Raw genomic sequence first — 26,367 nt, forward strand, 5'->3', positions numbered from 1 at the left:
ATGATCGTGTTGGTAGAACGAGGCATGGTCATTTGACTTGGCGCCAGCTGGGGCGCAAGGACTCTTCTGGCATTGGAGCCAGAGGTTCTTTGTTGTTCTTGGCGTCGATATCCAGAATATTCTTTTTCTGTGTGATCAGGTTGTGCGATCCCTTGCTGACCCGGGCTCGCGATACACCTGAATCATCGCTGTTGTATTTTCCATCCTTGTTCATGTCCACCAACTGTACCGTGGGGCGAAGGCCATCCATGATATTGATCATGGTGCGGTATTGACGCTCTTCATCTACGGACGTGGATTCGCAGCTTTCCACGCTGACATCCACATTCGATCCCTTGGCTGGTACTTGGGAATACATGACCAAAATATTGCTGCCATCGTAGAACTCCATGGGCTTGAGGAGCCGCTCTCCGATGGCAGGCATATCCATATACCAGCCATTGAAGTCGCTCCATGTAGTAACGCCCAGCTTGTCAACAGTATCGACGGTGGCGAAATCACCATTGCCGAGTTCGGTGATGGTCTGCTTGGCCAGCTTGGCGGTTGTCACCCCGACGCCCCATGCCTTTGGCGTGGGTATGCAATCTCCTCCCCGGCTGCAGGAAGCATCGCCTGGATGGACTTCGATCAGCGTCCTGGTATTGTCTGTGAACCGGTAGCGGGTTTCGTCAAGCACAGAATACAGGGTTTGTACCTGAACATTGTTGGGATCATCCTTCGTGACGTTACGCCCCGTTCCGAACGCTACCATCATTCCTCCGACGCGAACGATTTTTGCGTCCTTGCCCGAACCCTTGGCCATGGTACGGTCATTGGCCTGCACAGTCGGTGCAACCGTGATGGGCTGAACATTCGTGCGCAGAGAGGAATTCAGTGCGGTCGGTCCTCTTGCCGTGAAAAGAGGCTGACCACCCAGCGCTACCTGCCACTTGCTTGGGCGAGCGCTCGTGATATCGAATTTCCAAAGATTGCCGAGGTTGTCTCCTGCATAGGCCACGTCTGGGCGGCCATCTCCATTGATGTCGACCAAGCTGGGGGCGGAAAGCCCATTGTCCGCAGCCAATCCCGTTCCGGGGATATCGGCCGTGACCGGGATGCGCAGCAGTTCCTGGTTACCGTCCAGGTACTGGATCAACAGTACTGGCCGCTGGTTGGAGCTGTTGTATCCGTTGCCCATCACCACGGCCCAGCGTCCATCGTTCATGGCGGTGATCTGCGTGGTGCGCATAGGGTCATTCTCATCCAGCACTGGGCGTGCGGTGATATGCCCGATGTCCCTGTCTTCCGCCACTTCCTGGGTGCATGCCGCAAGCTCGGCCGCACTGATACCTGTCAAGGGGCATGTCGGCGTTTCCGACGCATCCCGGGACCGGTCCAGCTTGACGAGCGCCTGGGCATTCGCCTCGGAAAATCCGGGTGTTCCTCCACTGAGATTTGCGCTGTCCGGATTGGTCACGTCCAGCACAAAATAGCCTTTGCCGCCGGCTCCCAGAGTACCTACCAGCAAGGTGCGCCAGAAGGAGTTCGATCCGGAGCTCAAATAGACATCCCCGGTCATCGGGGAACCATCGACAAAATATCGATGGCTGGTGTTGAAGGTAGGGTCGGCGAGAGACTTCAACGAGGGAATGATGCCTCTGGGGACATAGGCAATCTTCTCGCTGCCATCCACGGCAGAGAATCCATGCAGCATGCCGTCGTTGCCTCCGACATAGATCACGGCCGGACGTGAGCTTCCGCTAACGAAGCTCAGATAGCCCGGAAGAGCATAGTTGCTGGACGGCTTTCCAGTAAACCAGACGACAGAGTTGATGATGTCGCCCTGGCGGCTTTTGCGCTCACGAAAAGGGCTGCTCGTCGTGTAGCCGCTGGTTTCAGAGCCTTCGTAGCGTCGATCACCACGGACATAGTTGAGAATATTCTCGCCTTTGGTCCCCGTCTTGGCGATGACATCATTGGAGTTCAGGCCGAGTGATGCCTTTTGCGCACTGCTGAGAAAGGAATCATCGGTGGCCCACTTGAATGGCACGCCACCCCTATATCTGTTGGAGTCCCATTTGTTGCTCCATGTGAGAATGAGGCGGGTATTGATGTCTGAGATGGCATCGAGCTTGTCGGCCGTATTCTTCCCTCCCCAGCTGGCGGTCGAGACGGTCGTGCCGTCTTTCTGCACGGTTTCCGCCGTGACGAAGCCTTTCCAGTAATTCTGCGGCTCATAGGCACCGGTGAACTTGCCAACGTCGTTTCGCGACGCATTGGAGCCGCTGGTGGCCGTGGATGTCAGGTCGGGGTCCGTCTGAGTGTTGATCTGGCCGAAGATTTCCCGGAAGGCCTTTTCCAGGTCTTCGCCTTTCTCCACCGCATAGAAGCGGCCGCGGCCGTTCAGGGCAGCGTGCCAGAGGTCCAGTGCATTGCGCGACTCTGTGCTGGCTGTCAGATTGGGCCAGGTGGTGCTCCCCTTGGCCAGATCCGGAAAGCTGCCGTCATAGCCGAATGGCACCATCTGCGTCGGACGTGTAATGGAGGAATAGCTCCAATCGAACGCCATTTTGCTGAAGCCAATGGTGTAGGTGACCATGTGCGGCCAGGTGGCCGGGTTGTAGCGGGGGTTCCAGTAGCGATCCAGCGTGACGGAGCTGCCGCTGTCGTTGGTGAATGTTTCCACGGACGGTGCCTTGCGGTAGTCCGCGGTCGGCTGCATGGTCCCAGTCAATCCCGAGGTCTGCATCGGGGTGGCCCAGCTATAGAAGGCCCAGTCGGCCAGGGTGGTGCCTGTGGATGTGTCGCGGTAAAGGGCGGACTTTTTCTGGTCGGCCGCGCCACTGCCGCCATACACCATGTTGTCGCTGAGCGCCAGGTTGGTGGCATTGTCCCGTCGGGTGCTGTCGGGGACACCGGTGGCGGTTCCGTTCCAGCGTCCGTCGGTCATCATGATGTGGTAATTGCGGCGGCAGGCAAGATAGGGCGCTCCCGTATTGCCTGGATCGCTGGCCCAAGGGCCATTCTTGCTGAGTCCGCGTCGCATGTAGCTGTCGGCCTGGCTGAACATCAGATGCGATGGTGTGCCACCGCCAGGATTCAGGTTGCTGATGAAGGAGATGAAGTTCGCACGATGCGTGCTTTGCAGCGGGCGCATGGAGTTCGTATTCATCTGGACGGCGCCTCGGCTGTCGGCACTGTCCACATTGTCGGCATTGGACGAGTTGCCGTTGTTCCACATGCCTTGCCATGCCAGCCGGATTTTCTTGTCGGGCAGCAGCGTCGTATCACGGAAGATGCCGCCGGATCCGTTCTTTCCGACGAGTGCATACTTGAGGACGTTGACACGGCGGCTAGTCATCGGCCAAGTGCCATCCGAATTGGGCTCGGTCTGGCTGCTGGCGCCGCTGGCACTTTCCGTGTCAAGCCGAAAGTTCATGCTCCCTGAATCATCGATGGAAATGATGACGTTGGGAGCCACATACGGCTCCTTGGTACCGGGCGGCGACTGTGCCAGGTCCAGGGCCCAAGCGCCTTGCGGAAGCAGGGCCGTCGCAGCGGCACAGGACAGTAGGGTGCGGGAGAACAGCTGGTGAGGGATAGGGGGCTTGCGTTTCATGTCTGCGCCTCTTGATGTTTGTGCCGAGTGGTCGGATTCGTTTGCGGGTGCAGTGACTGGGCCGTGGGCCACCTAGTTCTTGCGCTTTTGCTGTGCATAGGTCTGCTGCAGAACCACCATGGTGTTGGGCTTGCGGCCATAGGCCAGGGCCGTGATGCGGTACACCACATAGGGCTTCAGGTTGAGCGACAGCAGGTTGGTCGGGGTGTCTGCGATAAGTCCCATGTTCTTGGTGTTCAGGTAGGGCAGCACCTCGATCCAGTACCAGCCGCCGCGATCGGCCGCGCTGGTGTCGGCCAGGATGGGATTGGCGGGCTTGCTGGTGGAGCCCAGCGAGGCGCCTGTGTACTGGCCATATCGGGCCCCCACTCCTGCCGTGGTCAGCTGCGCCAGTGTGAGTCCCAGCCTTTCGTCGCTGTTATTCCAGAAGTCCTGTTTGTCGCCGCGCTTGCCGCAAAGGCCCTGTGAACAACCGGTACCCAAAGAGGACAATAGAGGGGCGATCTCCTGGGTTTCCAGCGGAATCTTGGCCGTGGTGCTGGTGCGGCACACATTGTCCTGACCCGTGCAGACAGTGCCGTCGGCCTTTTCGCCGCGAATGTCGAGTTCCGCATCCTGCAGCAGCGCCTGAGCGGCCTCATAGGCGCGCTGGTAGTCGGCATCATTTCCGACGACAAGCTCGTTGAACAGCGATGTGCGTGACGCCCAGAGCGCCAGCAGCATGGACAGCATGACGAAAATGATGACGACGAACAGCGCGACACCCCGCTGCTGCCGAGAGGCATGGTTGGCAGTCTTGCGATGCATTGCTGGCTTTCTCGTGAATTCAGAGCACGGAGCCGATCAGGCCCTGGCTGCGCAGTTGGAAGACATTGCGATAGGCAATGTGCATGCGCCGGTTGCGCTGGCCGGTGAGCGTGGTCATGTTGACGGATGTGCCATTACAGCCGACATAGCTGCTGCCCGCAGGCAGATCGATGGGCTCATTGCCATAGAGGACAAGGCAGACTTCCACGCCCCGTACCTTGCTCCACTCCACTGTCGTCCAGGCATCGACGTTGGCCGATGGAACATACTGGATGCCCGGCGAGCCCGGCTTGGTGTTGTCCTGGATGAGATAGCGGACCTGGAAATCGGCCACGTTCTGTACCAAGGTCTGCGCGGCCGCGCCATTGCCACTGCATTGCAACTGGCTGCCGCTCAGCTGAAAGACGTTGTCTATGCGCTGGTCTGCACTGCTGTTGGCTGGCCCGCCCACGCAGTTGCGCACCTGGGACTGCTCTGCGGCATCTGTGTAGACAAGTTCCTTGTAGCGGCGATAGCCGACGGTCAGGGTGGTGGGCGTGGCCGTTCCACTGACCGTATTGAGCGACGGGTCAAACTCCAGGCCGGAGTCGCTTTTAGCCGTCGTCTCGAACGCCACGGGTGTCGAGGTCACCAGGGCAGCCGCGGGCTTCTGGTTTCTGGGATCGAGGTTCAGGTACAGGGAGCCCGCCTGGCGCAGCTGAAGGCCGATGACGCGCATGGCATAGGCCGCTTGCTGCTGGATGCCGCTGGCGTCGCTGACCGTGCCGGACACGCCACGGGACACCATGAGCGCGGCCGTGGCCACGGCGACGACCAGCAGGCCGACGGCCACGCCCACCATCAGCTCAAGCAGGGTGAAGCCTTTCTGAGCCAGGGGACGGGCAAAGGCATGCCGGCGAGGCCGTATCGGCAGGTGCGGCAGGTTTGGTTTCATGATGCGGGGCGCTGCCATGATCAGAATCCTGGGCAGAAGTATTGGGGAATCGCTTCACCGCTGCCGAAGTAGGGAGCGCAACGTGCAGCCAGCGGAAGGTATTGGAGATGGCAGGTGTAGCCATCGGGGCAGGAGGTTGCTGTCGTGCCGCCTCCGCCTGAACTCAGCGTGCCATCGGCAGCCCGGACTTGCGTGGCATCGATGTTGTCCCTGTAGGCCTTTTGATTGGCCTGACTGCTGTCGGACAGGTCACGCTCGTTCTCGCGCCAGGCGACCATCACGCCGATCTGCCGGCGGTTGGCGCCGACTTCTTCACCCGGAGCAAGAAAGATGCTGGCCTGGCCCAGGGGCAGTGTGTTCTTGACCGTCTGCTTCCATACACCCAGGTCGTAGGCTGCCAAAAGCGTGCGGTTGCACGAGGCCGCCTGGCAATCGCCAGGGGCGGGCGTGGTGTTGAAATCGGCGACATAGGCATCGGCATCCCTCAGCACGCTGGGGTTGACCTTCATGCGCTCGCCCAGATCCTCGATCAGGCGGATGGCCTGTGCGCGCCGGACCGTGGTCTGGGTATCCGTCAGCGTACGCATCTGCGTGCCCAGAATGCCCAGGATGCCCAGCGCCGCCACGACGATGGCGACCAGGGATTCGATCATCGTGAGGCCTCGTTGGTTGCGGCGCTCTGCCGGCTTGCTGCGTTGGAGTCTGTGCATGTTGCTTTCTCTAGAACGGTTCAGGAGCAGGATTCGCTGCCCTTCATCTGCACGATCCTTCCGCCCGTGCCTGTGCAAAGACGGACGGCGCTTCGGTCGCTGGCGATCTTGCCTTCGGGAACGAGCAGGAGATCCATGGCCGCTGCCGCGGTACCTCCTCCATGCGACAGCATGCCCCAGCGGTCCACGGCAATGGAGCCCGTGCTGTCGGCGAGGGTGATCTGGACGCGGCTCGGGGGCGCGGTCTGCTGCAGCACCGTGTTGCCGCTGGCCACTTGCCAGCCACACCCCCACTGGGTGTTTCCGGTGGCATTGGCGCAGCCATTGCCATTTGCGGCCTTGGCGATAGTGACGTTGCCGCCGCGCTTGAGGGCCTCGGAGCGGGCAAAATAAATCGTTGCCTGGAGATCCTCGGCAACCTGTCGCACGCGCCAGCGCTCCATCAATGGGGTGAAGCTGGGCGCTGCAAGGGCGGTGAGTATGGCCAGGATGGCGACCACCACCATCAGCTCAAGGGTGGTGAACCCTTTGCGGCGTCGGGCGGGTGCCTTGGCGTGTGTCAGCCGTTGTAGGTGCAATGCGTGCATGCGCAGATGCTAGGCATTGCACTCGCGGGCAGGTGAGCGAACCGGATGAATGGATGCGGCCGCTGGATGGATGGCGGGCCAGGGTTGTCGCAGGGGATTGTGGCTGGCCTGCGGCGCTACCGCGACCAGCATTCCGCCGCGCTGGTGCCGGTTGCGAGGTTCAGTGTCTCCCGCACACCCGTATGTGTCAGCGCGAAATCTCCACAGCGGTGCCCTATCTGTGAGCCTCGGCGCGTGGCGATCAGGGTATAGGCCTCGGTGGTGTTTCCTGAATCCAGGCTGATGGTGTAGCGCTTGCTGGAATCGCGGGTCCAAGTCAGGTCTGCAGGCAGCTTGGTTGGATAGACCCCGTTGGCCGTGGCTGCGCGCTCCAGCCATTGCTGGGCCTGCAGCAGGCCGGCGCGGGCATCGGCACGGTGGACTCCGCGGATGTATTCGTTGTAGCTGGGCACGGCGACGGTGCCGAGGATGACCATGACGGCCACGACGATCATGAGCTCTATGAGTGTGAAGCCCGGGGGAGGAGGGCGGCGCATTGTGCGGCTCATTTCATTTGGCGCCAGCTGGGGCGCAGGGATTGCTCGGGCATGCGGGCGAGGACGTTGCGGCGACCATCGGTGTCGTAGCCAATGGCGTGATGGCCTTTGTTGAGCAATGTCTGGGATCCCCCGGAGACGGTTGCGCGCGAGGCTTCCTGATCCGCCGTGTCGTAGACGCCGTCGCCGTTGCTGTCCATCAATGGAACACTGGGCCGCTTGCCATCCATGATGTTAATGAGCGTCAGAAATTGGCTTTCCTCGCTCACATTGCAGGCGTCAGCGGGACGGTTTATGGCTTCACCAGGACGCTTGGAGGATCTTGCGGGTATCTGGCTGTAGATCGCGAGGAGGTTGCTGCCGTCGTAGAAGCGCATCGGCTTGAGCAGGCGCTCGCCTGACAGGGGAAGGCCCATGTACCAGCCTTTGTGCCGCGTCCAGTCGAGGTCGGTGGCGGAGTCCACTCGCCAGGTGCCATGGCCTACGGCCCCTTGCGTCTGATGGCTCACCGAGCGTTTGGCCAGCTCACCGATGCCGGATACAGGGGCTGGGCGCTGCCCTGCAGGCAGCTTGCACTCAGAGTCCGAGTCATCCGTGCAAGGCTGTACCTGGCTGTCCGCGAGCAGCTTGTAGCGGGTGTTGTCGAGGATGGAATAGATGCTCTGCACCGCCGTGTTGCCAGTGTCCTGCTGGGTGATGTTGCGTCCTGTGCCGAATGCCACCAGCATGCCGCCCACAGTCACGCGTTCATCGCTTCCTTTAGGGCCTGTGGTGACGCTGTACCGGTCATTGGCGCGTACGGACGCAGGGGCGGTAATGGGCTGGCGCAGCGCGCGAGAGGCCGTTGGCGAACTGCCACCCATGGCGGTGTACAGCGGCCGGCCGTTGAAGGCCATGCCCCAAGCGGAGGAGGCATCGCTGGCGATGATGAATTTCCACAGATTGCCCTGGAGGTCGCCCGCATAGACCACATCGGGCCGGCCATCGCCATTGATGTCCACGAGGCGTGGGGCGGAGAGCCCATTGTTGGTGGTCTCCGGTGTGGTGCCGGTGGGGATGTCGCCTGTGGCCACGATGCGCAGCAGTTCCTGGTTGCCGTCGAGGTACTGGATCAGCAGCACGGGCCGCTGGTTGGTGCTGTGGTAGCCGTTGCCCGTCACCAACGCCCAGCGGTTGTTGTTCAACTGCGTGATCTGGATGCTGCGTTGCGGGTTGGCATCGTCCCGCACGGGGGCTGCAAGGATATGGCCCAGGTCCTTGTCTTCCTGGCAAGTGGTGCGCTGCCAGAGGTCTGCGGAGATGGCGCAGTCACCGGGATCGCTGTTGCGGGTCTGGGTGCGGTCCAGCAGGACCAGCGTGCCGGCGCCGTGCTCGTTGAAAGCCTCTGGGTGCGTGATGTCCAGCACAAAGTAGCCTTTGGCACCGGCGCCCGGCATGCCTGCCAGCACGGTGCGCCATTGCGGGGATGCATGGCTGCCTGAGTTGATGTCGCCGCTCATGGCAGAGCCGTCCACGAAGTAGCGATGCCGGGTGTCGTAATCGAGATCGGAAAGGCGTGCCAGCCCCGAAATCAAGCCACGGGGGATGTAGGCGATCTTCTCGCTGCCGTCAGTGGCAGAAAAGCCGTGCAGCATGCCGTCGTTGCCGCCCACGTAAATCATGGGCTGGCGCTTCTGCTGGGCGAGCGCATAGGCCGCGTAACCCGGCAAAGGCGAGTTGTCCACGGGGCGGCCGTTATGCCAGATCTGGGCGTTGACGATATCGCCCTGGCGCGAGCCGCGTTGGCGAAAAGGGTGGGCCGGGTCAGGGCGCGGCGGTTGTCCCGCAGCTTCCATGCGGCGGTCGCCACGTATGAAGTTGAGTCTGTGCTTGCCCAGTTTGTCTGCCCTGCCTTCGGCATCGACGCTGAAAGACGCCTTCTGGGGGCGGTCCAGCTCATGCCATTTGAAGGACACGCCCCTTTGCAGTCTGTCACTCCAGGTCAGGATCAGGCGCTCATTGAGTACCTGTTGATCACTGAGTGCATCCAGGTGGCCAGCCGTGCTTTTGCCTTGCCAGCCGGCTGCTGCGGTGATGCTCCCGTCGGCTTGGACCGTTTCTGCGTTGATCCAGCCGCTCCAGGCGGCTTTGGAGCTGTAGCGTGCCGTGAATATGTCCACGCCTGACTGTGCAATCACGCTGCCGTTGGAAGTGGCTGAGCTGCTGCGGCCCTTGGCATCGGCTGGCTGGCCTGTCGGGCAGTCTTCAATGGGCGTGGCAAATTCGTTGTCTTCTCTCTGTGCCGGGGAAACTGGCGTGCCTGCCTCAGAGAAACGTTGTGCCTGGCTGTTTTGCGCGGCCAGGAGTGCGGCTATCACGGCTGGCAGCAGGAGGGTTCGGAGCCCAGGGTGGAAGAGATAAGGCATGTCAGATGTTCTGAGTCAGTCGCGGCGCTTCTGGCGCGCATAGGTCTGTTGCAGCACCACCTGGGTGCCGTTCTTGCGGCCGTGAGCGATGGCTGTGATGCGATAGATCACCTGCGGCTGCATGTATAGGGCCAGACGTGGAGAGTCGTTGGCGATGAGACCTGAGTTCCCTGCGTTGGCGTCATAGGGCAGGATCTCTATCCAGTACCAACCCCCCCTTTCCTGTCTCACGGCTTGCCAGGATGGGATTGCTCTTGCCTTCAGAAATGGCGCCCGTGAACTGGCCGTAGCGTGCGGCTACATCGGTGGCGGTCATCTGGCTCAGCGTGATCCCTTTGGTCTCGTCCACGTTGTTCCAGAAGTCCTGAGGCCCTGTGCGCTTGGTGCACAGGGCGTCTCGGCAGCTTGTGGGGGTGGCTCGGTTCAGGTTGGCCAGCAGCAGACCTACCTGCTGGGTTTCCTGGGGAAACTGGGTGATGGTTGCAGCGTTGCGGCAGACGGATGGCTGGCTGCTGTTGGCGATGCATGCGGCGCCGTTGGCCTGTTCGCCTCGAATGTCCAGTTCGGCATCCTGCAGCAATGCCTGTGCAGCTTCGAGGGCGCGTTGGTAGTCGGCATCGTTGCCCACGAACATCTCGTTGAACAGGGCGCTGCGCGATGCCCAAAGTGCCAGCAGCATGGAAAGCATGACCAGGGTGATCACGATGAACAGTGCGGCGCCTTTCTGGCGCTGCGTGGCACAGGTGTGGGCATGCCGCATGCCTGCTGCTTTGGCGGTCATCCAGCCATCCCCTGGCTGCGCAACTGGTACACGCTGCGAAAGACCATGTGCAGGCGCCGGGTCCTGGGCGCCGGCAGCGTGGTCATGTCGATGGATTCGGCTGTGCCGTCACTGCTTGCGCAATCGGTGTAGCGGCTGTCGGCGGGCATGTTGATGACTTCGATCCCGAAAAGCACCAGACAGACCTCGGCGGCAACGACGCGTGACCAGTCCTGGCCCACAGCGGCTGCGTTGACGTACTGCAGGCGTGCATCACCTTTCGGCGACTGGATCAGATAGCGCACCTGGAAGTTGGCGACGTTCTGGGCCAGTGGCTGGGCTCCCGCAGAGGGTGCTCCGGTGCAGCGCAGGGTGTTTTTGCGGGCGTCCAGCGCAAAGCGGCTCAGGATCAGGTTGTGGCTGTTGGTCTGGCCCAGGCAATTGCGCTGCAGTGAAGTTTCTATGGCCGAGCCGTGCAGCGGTTGCGTGTAGTTGCTGTAGCCCACGGTGAGCTTGTATTGAGCGCGGCCTGGCGCATCAAGGCCCAGGATGGTGTCGTGCGCAGGGTCGAAATCTTGTGCGCTCGCCTCGAATGCAACGGGGTCCGCCACGTCAACGGTGTCTGTTCCCTTTTTTCCAGACGAGAGAAGCAGCCGAAGAGACCCCGCCTGCCGGATCTGCCGGCCCATGACGCGGAAGATATGGGATGCCTGCTGCTGCAGATGGCTGGCATCGCTGACGGTGCCGGAGACGGCGCGTGATGCCATGAGTGCGCCCAGGGCCACACCGATGATCAACAGTCCCAGGAGAAGGCCCACCAGCAGTTCGACCAGGCTCAAGCCCCGTTGACCAGGCTGCACCAGGGTTGCGGCGGCGATGCGGGTGTGCTTCATGGGCTTGCGCAGAAGAACTGGACTGCGTTGTTGGCAAGATATGGCGCGCAACGAGCGCTGAGCGCTATGTACTGCAGGTGGCAGGTTCTGCCGGTGGGGCAGGCCATGGCTTCGTCGCCGTGTGTGCCATCGCTATGGAGTCCGATGGGTTTTTTGTAGCCGGCTTTGCTGGATTTCTCGTTTTCACGCCAGCTGATCACGATGCCCAGGTGGCGTCCGTTGCTGGGGTCGTCTGTTGCAGGGAAGACCTTGGCTGCTCCGCCTGGCAGCAGTTGGTGCACGGAAGCCTTCCATAGCGCGAGGTTGTAGCTGGCCAGCGTTTCCGGGTCGCATGGGGTGGCGCTGCAGTCGGCGGTGGATTCAGGGGTGTGATCCCAATCGGATTCGTAATTGCCCATCTGCCCGAGGGAGTTGGGATTGGCGTGGGTGCGCTCGCTGAAGTCTTCGATCAACCGGATGGCCTGAGCGCGGCGCACGCCGCTTTGGGTGTCGGCCAGGGTGCGCATCTGCAGGCTCAGGATTCCCAGAACACCCAAGGCCGTGACGACGGTGGCAACCAGGGTTTCGATCAGGGTGAAGCCTTCGGCGTGCCGAGCGTGGGTACTTGTCAGGCGCATGGAATGCCTTCCCGGCCGACCACCCGGATACGTCCGCCGGACGAAACGCAGACGCCTTTCGCTGCAGCAGAGACGAGGCCGGCGGAAGACGGGGCGACGGCGAAGCCCATGGCAGTGAATCCACCCATTTGTCCCCACCGGTTCACACTGATGATGGCGGCGGATCTGGAACGGATGACAAGGGTGCGAGCGGGAGTGTCGAAGCGCTGCAGTTCTTCCCGGGGATCCCAGCGCTTATTGCCATTGCGGTCAACGAACACCACCCAGCCGCAGCCCCAGTCCGCGTGACGTGCAGCCAGAGTGCAGCCGTTGGTGCCTTGGGGTAGCTTCTGGATGAAGACGCTGCCCCCGCGCCGGACTGCTTCGGAGCGCGCGTATTGCAGCGTCGACTGCAGGCCCTCCACGGTCTGGCGAACGCGCCATCGCTCGATGATGAGGTGGAAGCTGGGTGCGGCCAGCGTGGTGAGCACGGCGAGGATGGCGACGACCACCATCAGCTCGATGGCCGTGAAGCCTTTTGCGCCCGGGTGGGCCTGAGGCCAGGTCGATGACATGTCTTGAATCCCTCCCCGTCGATCTGCTTGCGAAGCGCTGGTTGTTTTTGCCCGCTGCTCAATCTATTGGGGTTCTTCGTACATGTCTTTCAGACAAATCTGTTTCTGTCCTCAACAATTAGGAGTCGTACCGTTGGTGCAGGGTCACCCGGCATGACGATGCGTCAAAAAATCCAACGGTGACAAGGTATTGCCGGCTTTGTCGCTATCGGACTCCGGGGTAGGACTGTTTTTGTTGGGAGAACGCTCAGCGCTGCTGTCTGCCGGGTGGCGGCCGGGTATATCCGGCGCATGCCCCGGCGTTGTGCCGGCCCTGGCATTCGCGGTACAGCCGCTTGTCGCGTTGTTCGGGCGATTCCTCGGAACTGCTGCGCTGGGTTGGAATACGGACTCGCTGTCCGCCTTTTTTGCGCTTGGCGCCTTGCGCAGCCGATGTGTCGGAGCGGTGAGGGCTCGCCTGGGCCGGTAGGGCCAGGCATAGGGCCGCGACCAGGCACAGCAGGGTGCATTGCTGCCGATGTGCGCGCCAGGTTGCAGCAGTGAATGAAAAACGCGTCGCCATGGTGTTGCCCTCCCGTGATCTATGAATGTCTGCAGGTTTTGCGGCATTCTGGGCGGGCTGTCGGCCGACATGGCATGGGGTCACAAAGCATGTGTGGATGCTGGACTGGGCGCGCTTGTTATAATCCCAGGGTTTTGCATGGTGCAAGACGCACGTCGGGGCCTTTCCAGTCCCGGCGCAAGTAACCAAGGCTGCCTCCCTGCTTTTGTCTGTGAGGGGCCAATTTCAAAGGAAAAAAAATGATCGCATCTTCCGTGAAAGCTGAAGTCGTCAAGTCCAACGCACGCTCTGCCAACGATACTGGCAGCCCAGAAGTGCAAGTGGCTCTGCTGACCGCACGCATCAACGAGCTGACCCCTCACTTCAAGCAACACGCCAAGGACCACCACGGTCGTCGCGGCCTGCTGCGCATGGTGAGCCGTCGTCGCAAGCTGCTGGACTACCTCAAGTCCAAGGACGCTGATCGCTACACCGCACTGATCGCCAAGCTGGGCCTGCGCAAGTAAGCACGGTGGGAGATCAAAACGCCTGAGTTAGCCTGTCTAGCTCAGGCGTTTTTTACTTCGGAGAATGCAAGACAGAGCGAAGCTGTGTCATTCCAGTGCTGCTGATTTGATAGCAGTAAATCCAGCACTGGAATGGCATCGTGTTCTGAATTGCTCTCCATCATGGCCCGATGAGTGCATCGGTCCACCCATTCCAAAGGAGCAACAATGTCCATCTTCAACAAAGTCACCAAGACCTTCCAGTGGGGCCAGCACACGGTCACCATGGAAACCGGCGAGATCGCCCGCCAGGCCTCCGGCGCCGTGCTGGTCAACATCGATGACACCGTGGTGCTGGCCACCGTGGTGGCGTCCAAGCAGGCCAAGTCCGGCCAGGACTTCTTCCCGCTGACCGTCGATTACATCGAGAAGACCTACGCCGCAGGCAAGATCCCCGGCAGCTTCTTCAAGCGCGAAGCCAAGCCCAGCGAACTCGAAACCCTGACCAGCCGCCTGATCGATCGCCCGATCCGCCCGCTGTTCCCCGAGGGTTTCTACAACGACGTGCACGTGGTCATCCACACCGTGTCGTTGAACCCCGAAGTCGATGCCGACATCGCCGCCCTGATCGCCACCTCGGCTGCCCTGTCCGTGTCGGGCATTCCCTTCAATGGCCCCATCGGTGCTGCCCGCGTGGGTTACATCAATGGCGAGTACGTGCTCAACCCCGGCCAGACCCAGCGCAAGGATTCGCAGATGGATCTGGTCGTGGCCGGTACCGAAGCCGCCGTGCTGATGGTGGAGTCCGAAGCGCAGCAACTGCCTGAAGACGTGATGCTGGGCGCCGTGGTCTTTGGCCACGAGCAAGGCCGCATCGCCATCGAAGCTATCCATGAACTGGTGCGCGAAGCCGGCAAGCCCGTCTGGGACTGGGTCGCTCCCGCCAAGGATGAAGAGCTGATCGCCAAGGTGGCGGCACTGGGCGACGAAGCCCTGCGCACGGCCTACCAGATCCGCAACAAGCAAAGCCGCACGCAAGCCTGCCGCGAAGCCTACGCCGCCGTGAAGGCCGGCCTGACGGCCCAGGGCGTGGAGTTCGACGGCGTCAAGGTCGAAGGCATGCTGTTCGACATCGAGGCACGCATCGTTCGCAGCCAGATCCTGGCCGGCGAGCCGCGCATCGACGGCCGTGACACGCGCACCGTGCGCCCCATCGAAATCCGCAACTCCGTGCTGCCCCGCACGCACGGCTCGGCCCTGTTCACGCGCGGCGAGACGCAGGCCCTGGTCGTGTCCACGCTGGGCACCGAGCGCGACGCGCAGCGCATCGACGCGCTGGCTGGCGAGTTCGAGGACCGCTTCCTGTTCCACTACAACATGCCTCCCTTTGCCACCGGCGAAGTGGGCCGCATGGGCTCGACCAAGCGTCGCGAAATCGGCCACGGCCGTCTGGCCAAGCGCGCCCTGGCGGCCTGCCTGCCCAGCAAGGAAGAATTCCCCTACACCATCCGCGTGGTGTCGGAAATCACCGAGTCCAATGGCTCCTCGTCCATGGCTTCGGTCTGCGGCGGCTGCCTTTCGATGATGGATGCAGGCGTTCCGATGAAGGCCCACGTGGCCGGCATCGCCATGGGCCTGATCAAGGAAGACAACCGCTTCGCCGTGCTGACCGACATCCTGGGTGACGAAGATCACCTGGGCGACATGGACTTCAAGGTGGCTGGCACCACCAGCGGCATCACTGCGCTGCAGATGGACATCAAGATCCAGGGCATCACCAAGGAAATCATGCAGGTCGCCCTGGCCCAGGCCAAGGAAGCGCGCATGCACATCCTGGGCAAGATGCAGGAAGCTATGGGCGAAGCCAAGGCCGAGATCTCGTCCTTCGCTCCCAAGCTGTACACGATGAAGATCAATCCCGAGAAGATCCGTGACGTGATCGGCAAGGGCGGCTCCACCATCCGTGCACTGACCGAAGAGACCGGCACGCAGATCGACATCGGCGAAGACGGCACCATCACCATCGCTTCCAGCGATGCCGCCAAGGCCGACGAAGCCAAGCGCCGCATCGAAGAGATCACGGCCGAAGTCGAAATCGGCAAGATCTACGAAGGCCCGGTCACCAAGATCCTGGACTTCGGTGCTCTCGTGAACCTGCTGCCCGGCAAGGACGGTCTGCTGCACATCAGCCAGATTGCCCACGAGCGCGTGGAGCGCGTCGCCGACTACCTGCAGGAAGGCCAGATCATCAAGGTCAAGGTCATGGAGACCGACGAAAAGGGTCGTGTCAAGCTGTCGCTGAAGGCGCTGACCGAGCGTCCTGCCGGCATGGAGCGCAGCGAGCGCCCCGCGCCTGCCGAGCGTGAGTTCCGCCAGCCGCGTGAGCCCCGCCAGCAGCGCGAGTTCCGCGAGCCGCGTGAACCCCGCGAGCCCCGTGACGGCGGCCGTCCGGCTGCCGAGGGCGAGCAGCAACAGCAACAGCAGCAGTAATGCCCGGCAAGGCCCATTCCCCAAAAGGGGGGGTGGCCTTGCAGGTGCATGTGGTGACTGGCAAAAAGCGCTGACCTGTTCAGCGCTTGTGGCATTTTTGACAGGGATTGCGAGGTCGAAAGATGGAAAAGCAAATCATGCGTGCCGTGGAGCTCACGGACTTTGGTGCTCCCGAGGTATTGCGCCTGGGCGAGCGTCCGCTGCCCGTTGCGGGTGCGCAGGAGTTGCTGATCCAGGTGTCGGCCAGTGGTGTCAATCGCCCTGATGTGTTGCAGCGCAAGGGGCACTATGCTCCGCCGCCTGGCGCCTCCGATCTGCCCGGGCTGGAAGTGGCTGGGGTGATCGTGTCGGGCGACGACGAAGCCATGCGGCTGGCAGGCCTGCGCGTGGGAGACCGCGTGTGCGCGCTGCTGGCCGGTGGTGGCTATGCGGAGTACTGCGTTGCGCCCGTGGCCCAGTGCCTGCCCATTCCGGCAGGGCTCAGCGAGGTGGAGGCTTCGGCATTGCCCGAGACCTTCTTCACCGTCTGGAGTAATGTGTTCGACCGCGGTGCCTTGCAGGCGGGTGAAACCCTGCTGGTGCAGGGTGGCAGCAGCGGCATCGGCGTGACGGCCATCCAGCTGGCCAAGGCGCGCGGCGCCACGGTCATCGTGACCGCTGGCTCCGATGCCAAGTGCGCCGACTGCCTCAAGCTGGGTGCCGACCATGCCATTAACTACCGTACGCAGGACTTTGCCGCGGAGGTGCAGCGCATCACCGAAGGCAGGGGCGTGGACGTGATCCTTGACATGGTGGCGGGTGGCTATGTGGCACGCGAAGTGCAAAGCCTGGCAGAGGATGGCCGCCTGGTCATCATTGCGGTGCAGGGTGGCATCAAGGCAGAGTTCGACGCGGGCCTGGTCCTGCGTCGCCGTCTGCTGGTGACGGGCTCCACACTGCGTCCGCGGCCTGTGGCTTTCAAGGCAGCCATCGCCCAGGCCCTGCGCCGCGAGGTCTGGCCGCTCATCGAGGCAGGCGACATTCGTCCTGTGATCCATAGCACCTTTGCTGCCGCTGATGCCGACAAGGCGCACGCGCTGATGGAGTCGAGTCAGCACACCGGCAAAATCGTTTTGACGTGGTAACCATGAAGAAGAAACTCATCGTCGGCAACTGGAAGATGAATGGCAGCCTGGCTGCCAATGCCGTTTTGCTCAAGGCCCTCAAGGAGGGTCTGCCCGAGGGGGGCAATGCGGGCGTGGCTGTGGCCGTGCCTGCCGTCTATCTGGCCCAGGCCCGGGCCCAGCTTGAAGGCTCGGCCATCGGCGTGGCCGCGCAGGACGTGTCGCAGCATGAATCGGGTGCCTATACGGGCGAGCTGTCGGCCGCAATGCTTCGGGATTTTGGCGTGCGCTATACGCTGGTGGGGCACTCGGAGCGCCGCCAATACCATGGCGAAACCGATGCCGTGGTGGCGCTGAAGGCGCAGGCTGCGCTGGCCAAGGGCGTCACGCCCATCGTCTGTGTGGGTGAAACGCTGGCGGAGCGCGAGGCGGGGCAGACCGAAGAAGTGGTCAAGCGCCAACTGGCGGCCGTGATCCACCAGGTGGGTCAGTGCATCAATGAGCTGGTCGTGGCCTATGAGCCCGTCTGGGCCATTGGCACCGGCAGGACCGCCACGCCGGAGCAGGCCCAGCAGGTGCATGCCGTGCTGCGCGCCCAGCTGGCGGCTGCCAGCCAGCAGGCCGATCGCATCGCCTTGCTGTACGGCGGCAGCATGAATGCCTCCAATGCAGCCCAGCTGCTGGCCCAGGCCGACATTGACGGTGGCCTGGTGGGCGGAGCGTCGCTCAAGGCGGCCGATTTCCTGACCATCATCGCTGCGGCCTAGTAAGCCGGGGCGGTTTTTCCATTCGCTTTTTTAGCTCTCGCGTTACTAGCAGGTACAACCAATGAATGCATTCGCAAGCGTGATCCTCGCCGTTCAGATGCTGTCGGCTCTCGGCATGATCGGCCTGATCCTGATTCAACACGGCAAGGGTGCCGACATGGGCGCCTCGTTCGGCAGCGGCAGCTCCGGCAGCCTGTTCGGTGCCTCGGGCAGCGCCAACTTCCTGTCGCGCTCCACGGCAGGCCTGGCCACGGTGTTCTTCGTGGCCACACTGGCGCTGGCCTATCTGAGCAATGCGCGTCCCGTCAGCTCGGGCAGCGTGCTGGAAGGTGCCGCACCCATCACGGCGCCGGCTCCTGCGGCCTCTGGCGCTACTGGCGAAGTGCCTGCTCCTGCTGCAGGCCAGGCGCCTGCTGCCGGTGCTGAAGGCGCCGCCCAGATCCCCACGAAATAATTTCGAACAAAGTCCTCGGTCCTCCGGGTCCGAGGGTTTTTCAGAGTAGAATCTAGAGATTGTTCGGTAGGCGGAATCTTTGCAACGGAGATAAAGAGCCAGCCGAAATCAAGACTTGCCGTCGTGGTGAAATTGGTAGACACGCTATCTTGAGGGGGTAGTGGCGAAAGCTGTGCGAGTTCGAGTCTCGCCGACGGCACCAAGATATAACTAAGAGCCTGCCCTGCTGATCAGGCTGATCGGTGCGGGCATGCCTTTCAAGGTAGCCGCACACGATGAACATCGACCAGTATCTTCCCGTTCTTTTGTTCATTCTCGTCGGCATGGGTGTCGGCGTAGTCCCCCTGGTACTGGGGTATGTGCTGGGTCCGAACCGGCCCGATGCCGCCAAGAACTCCCCCTATGAATGTGGCTTCGAGGCCTTCGAAGACGCGCGCATGAAGTTCGATGTGCGCTACTACCTCGTCGCCATCCTGTTCATCCTGTTTGATTTGGAAATCGCCTTTCTGCTGCCCTGGGCCGTTGCGCTTCGGGACGTGGGTGGGGCTGGTTTCGCCGCTGTCCTTATTTTCCTGACCGTTCTCGTCGTGGGCTTTGTCTACGAATGGAAGAAGGGTGCGTTGGACTGGGACTGAAGCGGGTTCACTAAGGAAACACGATGATCGAAGGCGTGATGAAAGAAGGCTTCATCACCACGAGTTACGACTCTGTGGTGAACTGGGCCAAGACGGGCTCGCTGTGGCCCATGACATTTGGTCTGGCCTGCTGCGCGGTGGAGATGATGCACGCTGCGGCGGCGCGTTACGACATCGGTCGCTTTGGCTCGGAAGTCTTCCGTGCCAGCCCGCGGCAGTCGGACCTGATGATTGTGGCCGGCACCCTGTGCAACAAGATGGCGCCCGCCATGCGCAAGGTCTATGACCAGATGTCCGAGCCCCGCTGGGTCATCTCCATGGGCTCGTGCGCCAACGGCGGCGGCTACTACCACTACAGCTATTCCGTGGTGCGCGGCTGTGACCGCATCGTGCCGGTCGATGTCTATGTGCCTGGCTGCCCCCCCACGGCGGAAGCCCTGATCTACGGCATCATCCAGCTGCAGCAGAAGATCCGCCGCACCCATACCATCGCTCGCGTCTAAGGGCTAGATGATGACTGCTATTGCGATTCACCCCGAAGTGCTTCGGGATGTGGTGGCTGCTGCCTTGGGCGACAAGGCGCGCAGCGTGACCGTGGCCCTGGGCGAAGTGACGGTCGAAGTGTCCGCCGCCCAGTATCTGGAGGCCATGCAGGTTCTGCACACCGCCCCGGATTGCCGGTTCGAGGTCCTGGTGGACCTGTGCGGCGTGGACTACTCCACCTATGCAGAAGTCGGGCGTGAAGGCCCGCGCTTTGCCGTGGTATCCCACCTGCTGTCGATCAGCCTGAACCAGCGCCTGCGCGTTCGTGTCTTTTGCACCGACGACGATTTCCCGGTGGTGGCTTCCGTCACTTCCGTCTGGGCGGGTGCGAACTGGTTCGAGCGCGAAGCGTTCGACCTGTTCGGCATCGTCTTCGACGGCCATGACGACCTGCGCCGCATCCTGACCGACTACGGCTTCATCGGCCATCCCTTCCGCAAGGACTTCCCGCTGTCGGGCCATGTGGAAATGCGCTATGACCCCGAGCAACAGCGCGTGGTGTACCAGCCGGTCACCATCGAGCCCCGCGAGATCACGCCGCGGATCATCCGCGAAGACAACTACGGGGGCCTGCACTGAAGGCGCTCCAGGCGCCTTTTTGATGGACGACCATGGCTGAAATCAAGAACTATTCCCTGAACTTTGGTCCGCAGCACCCGGCAGCGCACGGCGTGCTGCGCCTGGTGCTGGAGCTCGACGGTGAAGTGGTGCAGCGCGCAGACCCGCACATCGGTCTGCTGCACCGTGCGACAGAAAAACTGGCAGAGAGCAAGACCTACATCCAGTCGCTGCCCTATATGGACCGGCTGGACTACGTGTCCATGATGTGCAACGAGCACGCCTACTGCCTGGCCATCGAGAAGCTGCTGGGCATCGAGGTGCCCATCCGCGCCCAGTACATCCGCGTGATGTATTCGGAGATCACCCGCATCATGAATCACCTGATGTGGCTGGGCTCCAGCGGCAACGATGCGGGCAGCTCCACGACGCTGATCTACACCTTCCGTGAGCGCGAAGATCTCATGGACATGTACGAGGCGGTTTCGGGCGCTCGCATGCACGCGGCCTACTTCCGTCCTGGCGGCGTCTACCGCGACCTGCCCGACACCATGCCGCAGTACAAGGCCAGCAAGGTGCGCAATGCGCGCTCGGTCGAGATCATGAACCGCAACCGCCACGGCTCGTTGCTGGACTTCATCGACGACTTCACGCAGCGCTTCCCCAAGTGCGCCGACGAGTACGAGACCCTGCTGACCGACAACCGCATCTGGAAGCAGCGCAACGTGGACATCGGCGTGGTGACGGCCGAGCGTGCCATGAACCTGGGCCTGACCGGCCCCATGCTGCGTGCCTCCGGCGTGGCTTGGGACATGCGCAAGTCGCAGCCCTATGAGGTCTATGACCGCATGGACTTCGACGTGCCCGTGGGCAAGACCGGCGACTGCTACGACCGCTACCTGGTGCGCGTGGCCGAAATGCGCCAGTCCAACCGCATCATCAAGCAGTGCGTGGACTGGCTGCGTGCCAACCCGGGCCCGGTGATCGTGGACAACCACAAGATTGCTCCGCCGCCGCGCGAAGGCATGAAGTCCAACATGGAAGAGCTGATCCACCACTTCAAGCTCTTCACCGAAGGTTTCCGCGTGCCCGAAGGCGAGGCTTACGCGGCCATCGAACACCCCAAGGGGGAGTTCGGCATCTACATCGTGAGCGATGGGGCCAACAAGCCCTACCGCCTGAAGATCCGTCCGCCGGGATTCGCCAATCTGTCCGCCATGGACGAAATGTGCCGAGGCCACATGCTGGCCGACGCCGTGATGGTGCTGAGTACCCTGGACATCGTGTTTGGAGACGTTGACCGATGATTACCGAAGCGACCAAGGAGCGCTTTGCGCGCGAGGTGGCCAAGTACCCGGCCGACCAGAAGCAGTCTGCCGTGATGGCCTGCCTGTCCATCGTGCAGCAGGAGCAGGGCTGGGTCAGCGCCGAGAGCGAGGCCGTGATTGCCGAGTTCCTGGGCATGGCCGAGATCGCGGTGCATGAAGTCACCACGTTCTACAACATGTACAACCAGCGCCCCACGGGCACGTACAAGCTGAACGTCTGCACCAACCTGCCTTGCCAGCTGCGCGACGGCTACAAGGCGCTGCACCATCTGGAATCCCGCCTGGGCATCAAGATGGGCGAGACCACGCCTGACGGCATGTTCACGCTGCAGCAGTCCGAGTGCCTGGGCGCCTGCGCGGATTCGCCGGTGATGCTGGTGAACGACCGCTGCATGTGCAGCTTCATGAGCAACGAGAAGCTCGACGAATTGATCGACGGCCTGCGCGCCGCGGAGGGCAAGGCATGAACGCCGCCGCACAATCGGTCCTGGCCAAGTTTGCCTCTTCGGGCAGCGAGACCTGCTTTCACGACCGCCACATCAATCCGCAGATCTACGCCGACCTGACCGGCGCCAACTGGTCCATCAAGGACTACGAGGCACGCGGCGGCTATCAGGCGCTGCGCAAGATCCTGGGCAAGGATGGCAGCGAAGGCCTGACCCAGGACCAGGTGATTGCCACCGTCAAGGAATCGGGCCTGCGCGGCCGCGGCGGCGCAGGTTTCCCCACGGGCCTGAAGTGGAGCTTCATGCCTCGCCAGTTCCCGGGCCAGAAGCACCTGGTCTGCAACTCGGACGAAGGCGAGCCTGGCACCTGCAAGGACCGCGACATCCTGGTGCACAACCCGCACATCGTGATCGAGGGCATGATCATCGCCGCCTACGCGATGGGCATCTCCCTGGGCTACAACTACATCCACGGCGAAATCTTCGAAGCCTATGAGCGCTTCGAGGCCGCGCTGGAAGAAGCCCGCGCTGCCGGCTACCTGGGTGACAACATCATGGGCAGCAGCTTCAGCTTCCAGCTGCACGCGCACCATGGCTTCGGCGCCTACATCTGCGGCGAAGAGACGGCGCTGCTGGAGTCGCTGGAAGGCAAGAAGGGCCAGCCGCGCTTCAAGCCGCCGTTCCCGGCCAGCTTCGGCCTGTACGGCAAGCCGACCACCATCAACAACACCGAAACCTTTGCGGCCGTTCCCTGGATCATCCGCAACGGCGGCGCTGCGTACCTGGAGTGCGGCAAGCCCAACAACGGCGGCACCAAGATCTTCTCGGTCAGCGGTGACGTGAACCTGCCCGGCAACTACGAAGTGCCGCTGGGCACGCCCTTCAGCAAGCTGCTGGAGCTGGCCGGTGGCGTGCGCACGGGCCGCAAGCTCAAGGCGGTGATCCCCGGTGGATCGTCCTCGCCCGTGCTGCCGGCTGACATCATCATGGAATGCACGATGGACTACGATTCCATCGCCAAGGCCGGCTCCATGCTGGGCTCGGGCGCCGTGATCGTGATGGACGACTCGCGCGACATGGTCGAGAGCCTGCTGCGCCTGTCCTACTTCTACCAGCACGAGTCCTGCGGCCAGTGCACCCCTTGCCGCGAAGGCACGGGCTGGCTGTGGCGCGTGGTCAACCGAATCGAGCACGGCGAAGGCCGTCCTGAAGACATCGAGCTGTTGGACTCGGTGTCCGTGAACATCATGGGGCGCACGATCTGTGCGCTGGGCGATGCGGCAGCGATGCCGGTGCGCGCCATGATCAAGCACTTCCGCCACGAGTTTGAAGCGAAGATCCAGAACGCTTCCAAGCAGACGGTCCACGCCGCCTGATCGCGAGAAAAGCATATGGTTGAAATTGAACTGGACGGAAAGAAGGTGGAGGTCGCCGAGGGCTGCATGGTCATGCATGCAGCCGAGAAGGCAGGCACCTACATCCCGCATTTCTGCTATCACAAGAAACTTTCCATCGCCGCCAACTGCCGCATGTGCCTGGTGGATGTGGAAAAAGCCCCCAAGCCCATGCCCGCCTGCGCCACGCCCGTGACGCAGGGCATGATCGTGCGCACCAAGAGCGAGAAGGCGATCAAGGCACAGCAATCGGTGATGGAGTTCCTGCTCATCAATCACCCGCTGGACTGCCCGATCTGCGACCAGGGCGGCGAATGCCAGCTGCAGGATCTGGCCGTGGGCTACGGAAGCTCCGCCTCGCGCTACGAGGAAGAAAAGCGCGTGGTCTTCCACAAGGACGTGGGCCCGCTGATCTCCATGCAGGAGATGAGCCGTTGCATCCACTGCACCCGCTGCGTGCGCTTCGGACAGGAAGTGTCCGGCGTGATGGAGCTGGGCATGATCAACCGCGGCGAGCACTCCGAGATCACCACGGTGGTGGGCGATACGGTGGACTCCGAGCTGTCGGGCAACATGATCGACATCTGCCCCGTGGGCGCGTTGACCAGCAAGCCCTTCCGCTACAGCGCCCGCACCTGGGAGCTGTCGCGCCGCAAGTCGGTCTCGCCCCATGATTCCACGGGTGCCAACCTCATCGTCCAGGTCAAGAACCACAAGGTTCTGCGCGTCGTGCCCTTTGAGAACGAAGAGGTCAACGAGTGCTGGATCGCCGACCGCGATCGCTTCTCCTACGAAGCCCTGAACAGCGACGAACGCCTGACCCGCCCCATGCTCAAGCAAGGCGGCGAGTGGAAGGAAGTCGATTGGCAGACCGCCCTCGAATACGTGGCCAACGGCCTGCGCCAGATCAAGAATGACCATGGCGCATCCGCCATCGGTTCGCTGGTCAGCCCGCACAGCACGCTGGAAGAGCTGTACCTGGCTGGCAAGCTGGTGCGTGGCCTGGGCAGCGAGAACATCGACTACCGCCTGCGCAATGCCGAGTTCACCGCCGCCCAGGGCGTGCAGTGGCTGGGCACGCCTATCGCGTCGCTGTCCAAGCTGCAAGGCGTCCTGGTGCTGGGCTCCAACCTGCGCAAGGACCATCCGCTGTTCGCGCAGCGCATCCGCCAGGCTGCCAAGCAGGGCTGCGCCGTGCTCGCCATCAATGAGCGTGTCTACGACTGGGCCATGCCGGTGACGGCGTCCATCGTGGCTGCCCCGGACTGGGCCCAGGCGCTGGCCGATGTGGCCGCCGCCGTGGCGCAGGAAAAGGGCGTTGCCGCTCCCGTGGCCGCCGCCGACGTGCATGCCGAGGCCCAGGCCATCGCTGCCGCGCTGCTGCGCGGCGAGCGCAAGGCCATCTTGCTGGGCAATGCCGCTGCGCACCACGCACAGGCATCGACCCTGCTGTCGCTGGCCAACTGGATTGCCGAGCAGACCGGTGCCTCGGTCGGCTACCTGACCGAAGCCGCCAACACGGTGGGTGCACAGTGGGTGGGTGCACAGCCTGCCGCCTCGGGCCTGAACGCAGGCCAGATGCTGGCCGGCGGCCTCAAGGCCGTGCTGCTGCTGAACAACGAACCCGTGTTCGACTCCGCTGCCGGCGCCCGCGCCGCAGAGGCACTGGGCAAGGCCGAGATGGTCGTGACCCTGAGCCCCTTCAAGGCCAACATGGAATTCAGCGACGTGCTGCTGCCCATCGCCCCGTTCACGGAAACCTCGGGCAGCTTCGTCAATGCCGAAGGCCGCCTGCAGAGCTTCCACGCCGTGGTCAAGCCGCTGGCCGAAGCCCGTCCGGGCTGGAAGGTGCTGCGCGTGCTGGCCAACCTGCTGGGCGTGCAGGGCGTGGACTACGAGACGTCGCAGGACGTGCTCGCAGCCGCCACCGCCGCTGCCACCAGCGTGCCAGCCAACCTGCTGGGCAACGGTGCGCCTGCCGTGAATTCCATCGCCAACGGTGCCGGCCATGCCGCGCCCGTGGTGGCCAGCATTTATCAGCTCGACAGCATCGTGCGCCGCGCGACATCGCTGCAACTGACGGCAGATGCACGTCAGGCTCGTGAGGGAGGCGCCGCATGATTGACGCACTCAAGACGGCCGGTGCCGGCCTGATCGCCGCCCCCTGGTGGACCGACGTGGCCTGGCCCGTGCTCTGGATCCTGCTGGGCATCGTTGCCATCGTCGCCCCGCTGATGGGCGCCGTGGCCTACCTGACGCTGTGGGAGCGCAAGCTGCTGGGCTTCATGCAGGTTCGCATGGGTCCCAACCGCGTGGGTCCCTTCGGTCTGCTGCAGCCTCTGGCCGACGGCCTGAAGCTGCTGACCAAGGAACTGATCCAGCCCACGGCTGCCGCCAAGGGCCTGTTCTACGTGGGCCCGGTGATGGCCATCATGCCCGCCCTGGCGGCATGGGTGGCGATCCCCTTCGGCCCCGAAGTGGCGCTGGCCAACGTCAACGCCGGCCTGCTGCTGATCATGGCCATCACTTCCATCGAAGTCTATGGCGTGATCATTGCGGGCTGGGCCTCCAACTCCAAGTACGCCTTCCTGGGCGCGCTGCGCGCATCGGCACAGATGGTCAGCTATGAAATCGCGCTGGGCTTCTGTTTCCTGGTCGTGATCATGGTCACGGGCAGCATGAATCTGACGCAGATCGTGCTGAGCCAGGGCCAGGGCCAGTTCGCCAGCATGGGTGCCAGTGTCCTGTCGTGGAACTGGCTGCCGCTGCTGCCGATCTTCGTGGTCTACCTGATCTCGGCCGTGGCCGAGACCAACCGCCACCCCTTCGACGTGGTCGAAGGCGAAGCCGAAATCGTGGCCGGCCACATGGTCGAGTACTCGGGCATGGGCTTTGCCATCTTCTTCCTGGCCGAGTACGCCAGCATGTGGCTGGTGTCCATCCTGGGCGTGATCATGTTCCTGGGCGGCTGGCTGCCTCCGTTCGACTTCCTGTCGTTCATCCCCGGATGGATCTGGCTGGCGGCGAAGACTTTCCTGGTCGTGTCCATGTTCATCTGGATCCGTGCCACCTTCCCGCGCTTTCGCTATGACCAGATCATGCGTCTGGGCTGGAAGATCTTCATTCCCGTCACCCTGGTGTGGCTGGTCGTCGTGGGTGGCTGGATGCACTCGCCTTGGAACATCTGGAACTGAGCGGAGC

At 62.6% G+C, this 26,367-nt stretch carries 24 protein-coding genes, 1 tRNA gene and 1 pseudogene; 14 read left to right on the forward strand and 12 right to left on the reverse strand.

Going from position 1 to position 26,367, the window contains the following annotated elements; translation table 11 throughout:
* Positions 1-28: 28 nt before the first annotated feature.
* The 12 genes and pseudogenes from KDK82_RS02985 to KDK82_RS33365 form a co-directional block, all read right to left on the reverse strand.
* Positions 29-3,598: a pilus assembly protein gene (locus KDK82_RS02985; RefSeq protein ID WP_088163985.1), complete on the reverse strand. Its 3,570-nt coding sequence runs from the start codon at positions 3,596-3,598 to the stop codon at positions 29-31.
* Positions 3,599-3,670: 72 nt separating this feature from the next.
* Positions 3,671-4,405 carry a PilX N-terminal domain-containing pilus assembly protein gene (locus KDK82_RS02990; RefSeq protein ID WP_012206995.1) on the reverse strand — a complete coding sequence of 245 codons (735 nt, stop codon included), beginning with the start codon at positions 4,403-4,405 and terminating at the stop codon, positions 3,671-3,673.
* A 19-nt stretch (positions 4,406-4,424) separates the two neighbouring features.
* The gene (locus KDK82_RS02995; protein ID WP_256974387.1) at positions 4,425-5,357 is read right to left on the reverse strand and encodes a PilW family protein; all 933 of its coding nucleotides are present in this window, start codon (positions 5,355-5,357) and stop codon (positions 4,425-4,427) included.
* Between the two features lie 2 nt (positions 5,358-5,359).
* The gene (gene pilV / locus KDK82_RS03000) at positions 5,360-6,049 is read right to left on the reverse strand and encodes a type IV pilus modification protein PilV (protein ID WP_043782677.1); all 690 of its coding nucleotides are present in this window, start codon (positions 6,047-6,049) and stop codon (positions 5,360-5,362) included.
* Between the two features lie 20 nt (positions 6,050-6,069).
* Complete coding sequence (locus tag KDK82_RS03005) at positions 6,070-6,636, reverse strand: GspH/FimT family pseudopilin (protein WP_088163986.1); 567 nt, start codon at positions 6,634-6,636, stop codon at positions 6,070-6,072.
* Positions 6,637-6,752: 116 nt separating this feature from the next.
* Positions 6,753-7,172: a type IV pilin protein gene (locus KDK82_RS03010; RefSeq protein WP_088163987.1), complete on the reverse strand. Its 420-nt coding sequence runs from the start codon at positions 7,170-7,172 to the stop codon at positions 6,753-6,755.
* 8 nt (positions 7,173-7,180) lie between these two features.
* Positions 7,181-9,577: a pilus assembly protein gene (locus KDK82_RS03015; RefSeq protein WP_088163988.1), complete on the reverse strand. Its 2,397-nt coding sequence runs from the start codon at positions 9,575-9,577 to the stop codon at positions 7,181-7,183.
* A gap of 15 nt (positions 9,578-9,592) precedes the next feature.
* Positions 9,593-10,358 (reverse strand): annotated as a pseudogene (locus KDK82_RS03020) (pilus assembly protein PilX).
* The gene (locus tag KDK82_RS03025) at positions 10,355-11,230 is read right to left on the reverse strand and encodes a PilW family protein (RefSeq protein ID WP_088163989.1); all 876 of its coding nucleotides are present in this window, start codon (positions 11,228-11,230) and stop codon (positions 10,355-10,357) included. Before KDK82_RS03025 ends, KDK82_RS03020 begins: the two are co-directional and overlap by 4 nt.
* Complete coding sequence (pilV, locus tag KDK82_RS03030) at positions 11,227-11,847, reverse strand: type IV pilus modification protein PilV (RefSeq protein WP_088163990.1); 621 nt, start codon at positions 11,845-11,847, stop codon at positions 11,227-11,229. Before pilV (KDK82_RS03030) ends, KDK82_RS03025 begins: the two co-directional genes overlap by 4 nt.
* Positions 11,838-12,401, reverse strand: coding sequence for a GspH/FimT family pseudopilin (locus KDK82_RS03035; RefSeq protein ID WP_088163991.1), 564 nt, complete (start codon positions 12,399-12,401; stop codon positions 11,838-11,840). The genes pilV (KDK82_RS03030) and KDK82_RS03035 overlap by 10 nt, the downstream gene beginning before the upstream one ends.
* 247 nt (positions 12,402-12,648) lie before the next feature.
* Positions 12,649-12,963, reverse strand: a complete 315-nt coding sequence (locus KDK82_RS33365; protein WP_088163992.1) for a hypothetical protein — start codon at positions 12,961-12,963, stop codon at positions 12,649-12,651.
* Positions 12,964-13,202: 239 nt separating this feature from the next.
* On the opposite strand from KDK82_RS33365, the gene rpsO reads away from it, so the two are divergent.
* From rpsO to nuoH, 14 genes are all read left to right on the forward strand, one after another.
* Positions 13,203-13,469, forward strand: a complete 267-nt coding sequence (gene rpsO, locus KDK82_RS03045; RefSeq protein ID WP_012206984.1) for a 30S ribosomal protein S15 — start codon at positions 13,203-13,205, stop codon at positions 13,467-13,469.
* Positions 13,470-13,676: 207 nt separating this feature from the next.
* Positions 13,677-15,938 carry a polyribonucleotide nucleotidyltransferase gene (pnp, locus tag KDK82_RS03050; RefSeq protein WP_013801059.1) on the forward strand — a complete coding sequence of 754 codons (2,262 nt, stop codon included), beginning with the start codon at positions 13,677-13,679 and terminating at the stop codon, positions 15,936-15,938.
* Between the two features lie 122 nt (positions 15,939-16,060).
* Positions 16,061-17,062 carry an NAD(P)H-quinone oxidoreductase gene (locus KDK82_RS03055; protein ID WP_083571190.1) on the forward strand — a complete coding sequence of 334 codons (1,002 nt, stop codon included), beginning with the start codon at positions 16,061-16,063 and terminating at the stop codon, positions 17,060-17,062.
* Positions 17,063-17,064: 2 nt separating this feature from the next.
* Positions 17,065-17,808, forward strand: a complete 744-nt coding sequence (gene tpiA / locus KDK82_RS03060) for a triose-phosphate isomerase (protein ID WP_088163993.1) — start codon at positions 17,065-17,067, stop codon at positions 17,806-17,808.
* A 61-nt stretch (positions 17,809-17,869) separates the two neighbouring features.
* The gene (secG, locus tag KDK82_RS03065) at positions 17,870-18,262 is read left to right on the forward strand and encodes a preprotein translocase subunit SecG (protein WP_088163994.1); all 393 of its coding nucleotides are present in this window, start codon (positions 17,870-17,872) and stop codon (positions 18,260-18,262) included.
* A gap of 117 nt (positions 18,263-18,379) precedes the next feature.
* A tRNA-Leu gene (locus tag KDK82_RS03070) sits at positions 18,380-18,464 on the forward strand.
* 73 nt (positions 18,465-18,537) lie between these two features.
* Positions 18,538-18,897, forward strand: a complete 360-nt coding sequence (locus tag KDK82_RS03075; protein WP_012206979.1) for an NADH-quinone oxidoreductase subunit A — start codon at positions 18,538-18,540, stop codon at positions 18,895-18,897.
* 23 nt (positions 18,898-18,920) lie between these two features.
* Positions 18,921-19,400, forward strand: a complete 480-nt coding sequence (locus KDK82_RS03080; protein WP_012206978.1) for an NADH-quinone oxidoreductase subunit B family protein — start codon at positions 18,921-18,923, stop codon at positions 19,398-19,400.
* 10 nt (positions 19,401-19,410) lie between these two features.
* Positions 19,411-20,019 carry an NADH-quinone oxidoreductase subunit C gene (locus KDK82_RS03085; RefSeq protein ID WP_043783660.1) on the forward strand — a complete coding sequence of 203 codons (609 nt, stop codon included), beginning with the start codon at positions 19,411-19,413 and terminating at the stop codon, positions 20,017-20,019.
* A gap of 32 nt (positions 20,020-20,051) precedes the next feature.
* Positions 20,052-21,305 carry an NADH-quinone oxidoreductase subunit D gene (locus KDK82_RS03090; RefSeq protein WP_013801061.1) on the forward strand — a complete coding sequence of 418 codons (1,254 nt, stop codon included), beginning with the start codon at positions 20,052-20,054 and terminating at the stop codon, positions 21,303-21,305.
* Positions 21,302-21,793, forward strand: coding sequence for an NADH-quinone oxidoreductase subunit NuoE (gene nuoE / locus KDK82_RS03095; protein WP_012206975.1), 492 nt, complete (start codon positions 21,302-21,304; stop codon positions 21,791-21,793). Before KDK82_RS03090 ends, nuoE begins: the two co-directional genes overlap by 4 nt.
* Positions 21,790-23,148 (forward strand): NADH-quinone oxidoreductase subunit NuoF, encoded by a 1,359-nt coding sequence (gene nuoF, locus KDK82_RS03100; RefSeq protein WP_034396578.1) that lies wholly within the window; start codon positions 21,790-21,792, stop codon positions 23,146-23,148. The genes nuoE and nuoF overlap by 4 nt, the downstream gene beginning before the upstream one ends.
* A 15-nt stretch (positions 23,149-23,163) precedes the next feature.
* Positions 23,164-25,287 (forward strand): NADH-quinone oxidoreductase subunit NuoG, encoded by a 2,124-nt coding sequence (gene nuoG, locus KDK82_RS03105; RefSeq protein ID WP_013801063.1) that lies wholly within the window; start codon positions 23,164-23,166, stop codon positions 25,285-25,287.
* Positions 25,284-26,360: an NADH-quinone oxidoreductase subunit NuoH gene (gene nuoH, locus KDK82_RS03110; protein WP_034396575.1), complete on the forward strand. Its 1,077-nt coding sequence runs from the start codon at positions 25,284-25,286 to the stop codon at positions 26,358-26,360. Before nuoG ends, nuoH begins: the two co-directional genes overlap by 4 nt.
* Positions 26,361-26,367 lie beyond the last annotated feature (7 nt).

It is taken from the genome of Delftia sp. K82, from assembly GCF_002193035.1.
Classification (GTDB): Bacteria; Pseudomonadota; Gammaproteobacteria; order Burkholderiales; family Burkholderiaceae_C; genus Comamonas; species Comamonas acidovorans.

What these genes read in the sequence shown, in the direction of transcription:
- KDK82_RS03015 (WP_088163988.1), bottom strand. Translation starts at nt 9,577, where the DNA reads ATGCCTTATCTCTTCCACCCTGGGCTCCGAACCCTCCTGCTGCCAGCC.
- nuoH (WP_034396575.1), top strand. Translation starts at nt 25,284, where the DNA reads ATGATTGACGCACTCAAGACGGCCGGTGCCGGCCTGATCGCCGCCCCC.
- KDK82_RS02990 (WP_012206995.1), bottom strand. Translation starts at nt 4,405, where the DNA reads ATGCATCGCAAGACTGCCAACCATGCCTCTCGGCAGCAGCGGGGTGTC.
- KDK82_RS03055 (WP_083571190.1), top strand. Translation starts at nt 16,061, where the DNA reads ATGGAAAAGCAAATCATGCGTGCCGTGGAGCTCACGGACTTTGGTGCT.
- pnp (WP_013801059.1), top strand. Translation starts at nt 13,677, where the DNA reads ATGTCCATCTTCAACAAAGTCACCAAGACCTTCCAGTGGGGCCAGCAC.
- KDK82_RS03080 (WP_012206978.1), top strand. Translation starts at nt 18,921, where the DNA reads ATGATCGAAGGCGTGATGAAAGAAGGCTTCATCACCACGAGTTACGAC.
- KDK82_RS03005 (WP_088163986.1), bottom strand. Translation starts at nt 6,636, where the DNA reads ATGCACGCATTGCACCTACAACGGCTGACACACGCCAAGGCACCCGCC.
- KDK82_RS03035 (WP_088163991.1), bottom strand. Translation starts at nt 12,401, where the DNA reads ATGTCATCGACCTGGCCTCAGGCCCACCCGGGCGCAAAAGGCTTCACG.
- pilV (WP_043782677.1), bottom strand. Translation starts at nt 6,049, where the DNA reads ATGCACAGACTCCAACGCAGCAAGCCGGCAGAGCGCCGCAACCAACGA.
- KDK82_RS03090 (WP_013801061.1), top strand. Translation starts at nt 20,052, where the DNA reads ATGGCTGAAATCAAGAACTATTCCCTGAACTTTGGTCCGCAGCACCCG.
- KDK82_RS02985 (WP_088163985.1), bottom strand. Translation starts at nt 3,598, where the DNA reads ATGAAACGCAAGCCCCCTATCCCTCACCAGCTGTTCTCCCGCACCCTA.
- KDK82_RS03010 (WP_088163987.1), bottom strand. Translation starts at nt 7,172, where the DNA reads ATGCGCCGCCCTCCTCCCCCGGGCTTCACACTCATAGAGCTCATGATC.
- pilV (WP_088163990.1), bottom strand. Translation starts at nt 11,847, where the DNA reads ATGCGCCTGACAAGTACCCACGCTCGGCACGCCGAAGGCTTCACCCTG.
- tpiA (WP_088163993.1), top strand. Translation starts at nt 17,065, where the DNA reads ATGAAGAAGAAACTCATCGTCGGCAACTGGAAGATGAATGGCAGCCTG.
- nuoE (WP_012206975.1), top strand. Translation starts at nt 21,302, where the DNA reads ATGATTACCGAAGCGACCAAGGAGCGCTTTGCGCGCGAGGTGGCCAAG.
- KDK82_RS03085 (WP_043783660.1), top strand. Translation starts at nt 19,411, where the DNA reads ATGACTGCTATTGCGATTCACCCCGAAGTGCTTCGGGATGTGGTGGCT.
- rpsO (WP_012206984.1), top strand. Translation starts at nt 13,203, where the DNA reads ATGATCGCATCTTCCGTGAAAGCTGAAGTCGTCAAGTCCAACGCACGC.
- KDK82_RS33365 (WP_088163992.1), bottom strand. Translation starts at nt 12,963, where the DNA reads ATGGCGACGCGTTTTTCATTCACTGCTGCAACCTGGCGCGCACATCGG.
- nuoF (WP_034396578.1), top strand. Translation starts at nt 21,790, where the DNA reads ATGAACGCCGCCGCACAATCGGTCCTGGCCAAGTTTGCCTCTTCGGGC.
- KDK82_RS02995 (WP_256974387.1), bottom strand. Translation starts at nt 5,357, where the DNA reads ATGGCAGCGCCCCGCATCATGAAACCAAACCTGCCGCACCTGCCGATA.
- KDK82_RS03025 (WP_088163989.1), bottom strand. Translation starts at nt 11,230, where the DNA reads ATGAAGCACACCCGCATCGCCGCCGCAACCCTGGTGCAGCCTGGTCAA.
- KDK82_RS03075 (WP_012206979.1), top strand. Translation starts at nt 18,538, where the DNA reads ATGAACATCGACCAGTATCTTCCCGTTCTTTTGTTCATTCTCGTCGGC.
- nuoG (WP_013801063.1), top strand. Translation starts at nt 23,164, where the DNA reads ATGGTTGAAATTGAACTGGACGGAAAGAAGGTGGAGGTCGCCGAGGGC.
- secG (WP_088163994.1), top strand. Translation starts at nt 17,870, where the DNA reads ATGAATGCATTCGCAAGCGTGATCCTCGCCGTTCAGATGCTGTCGGCT.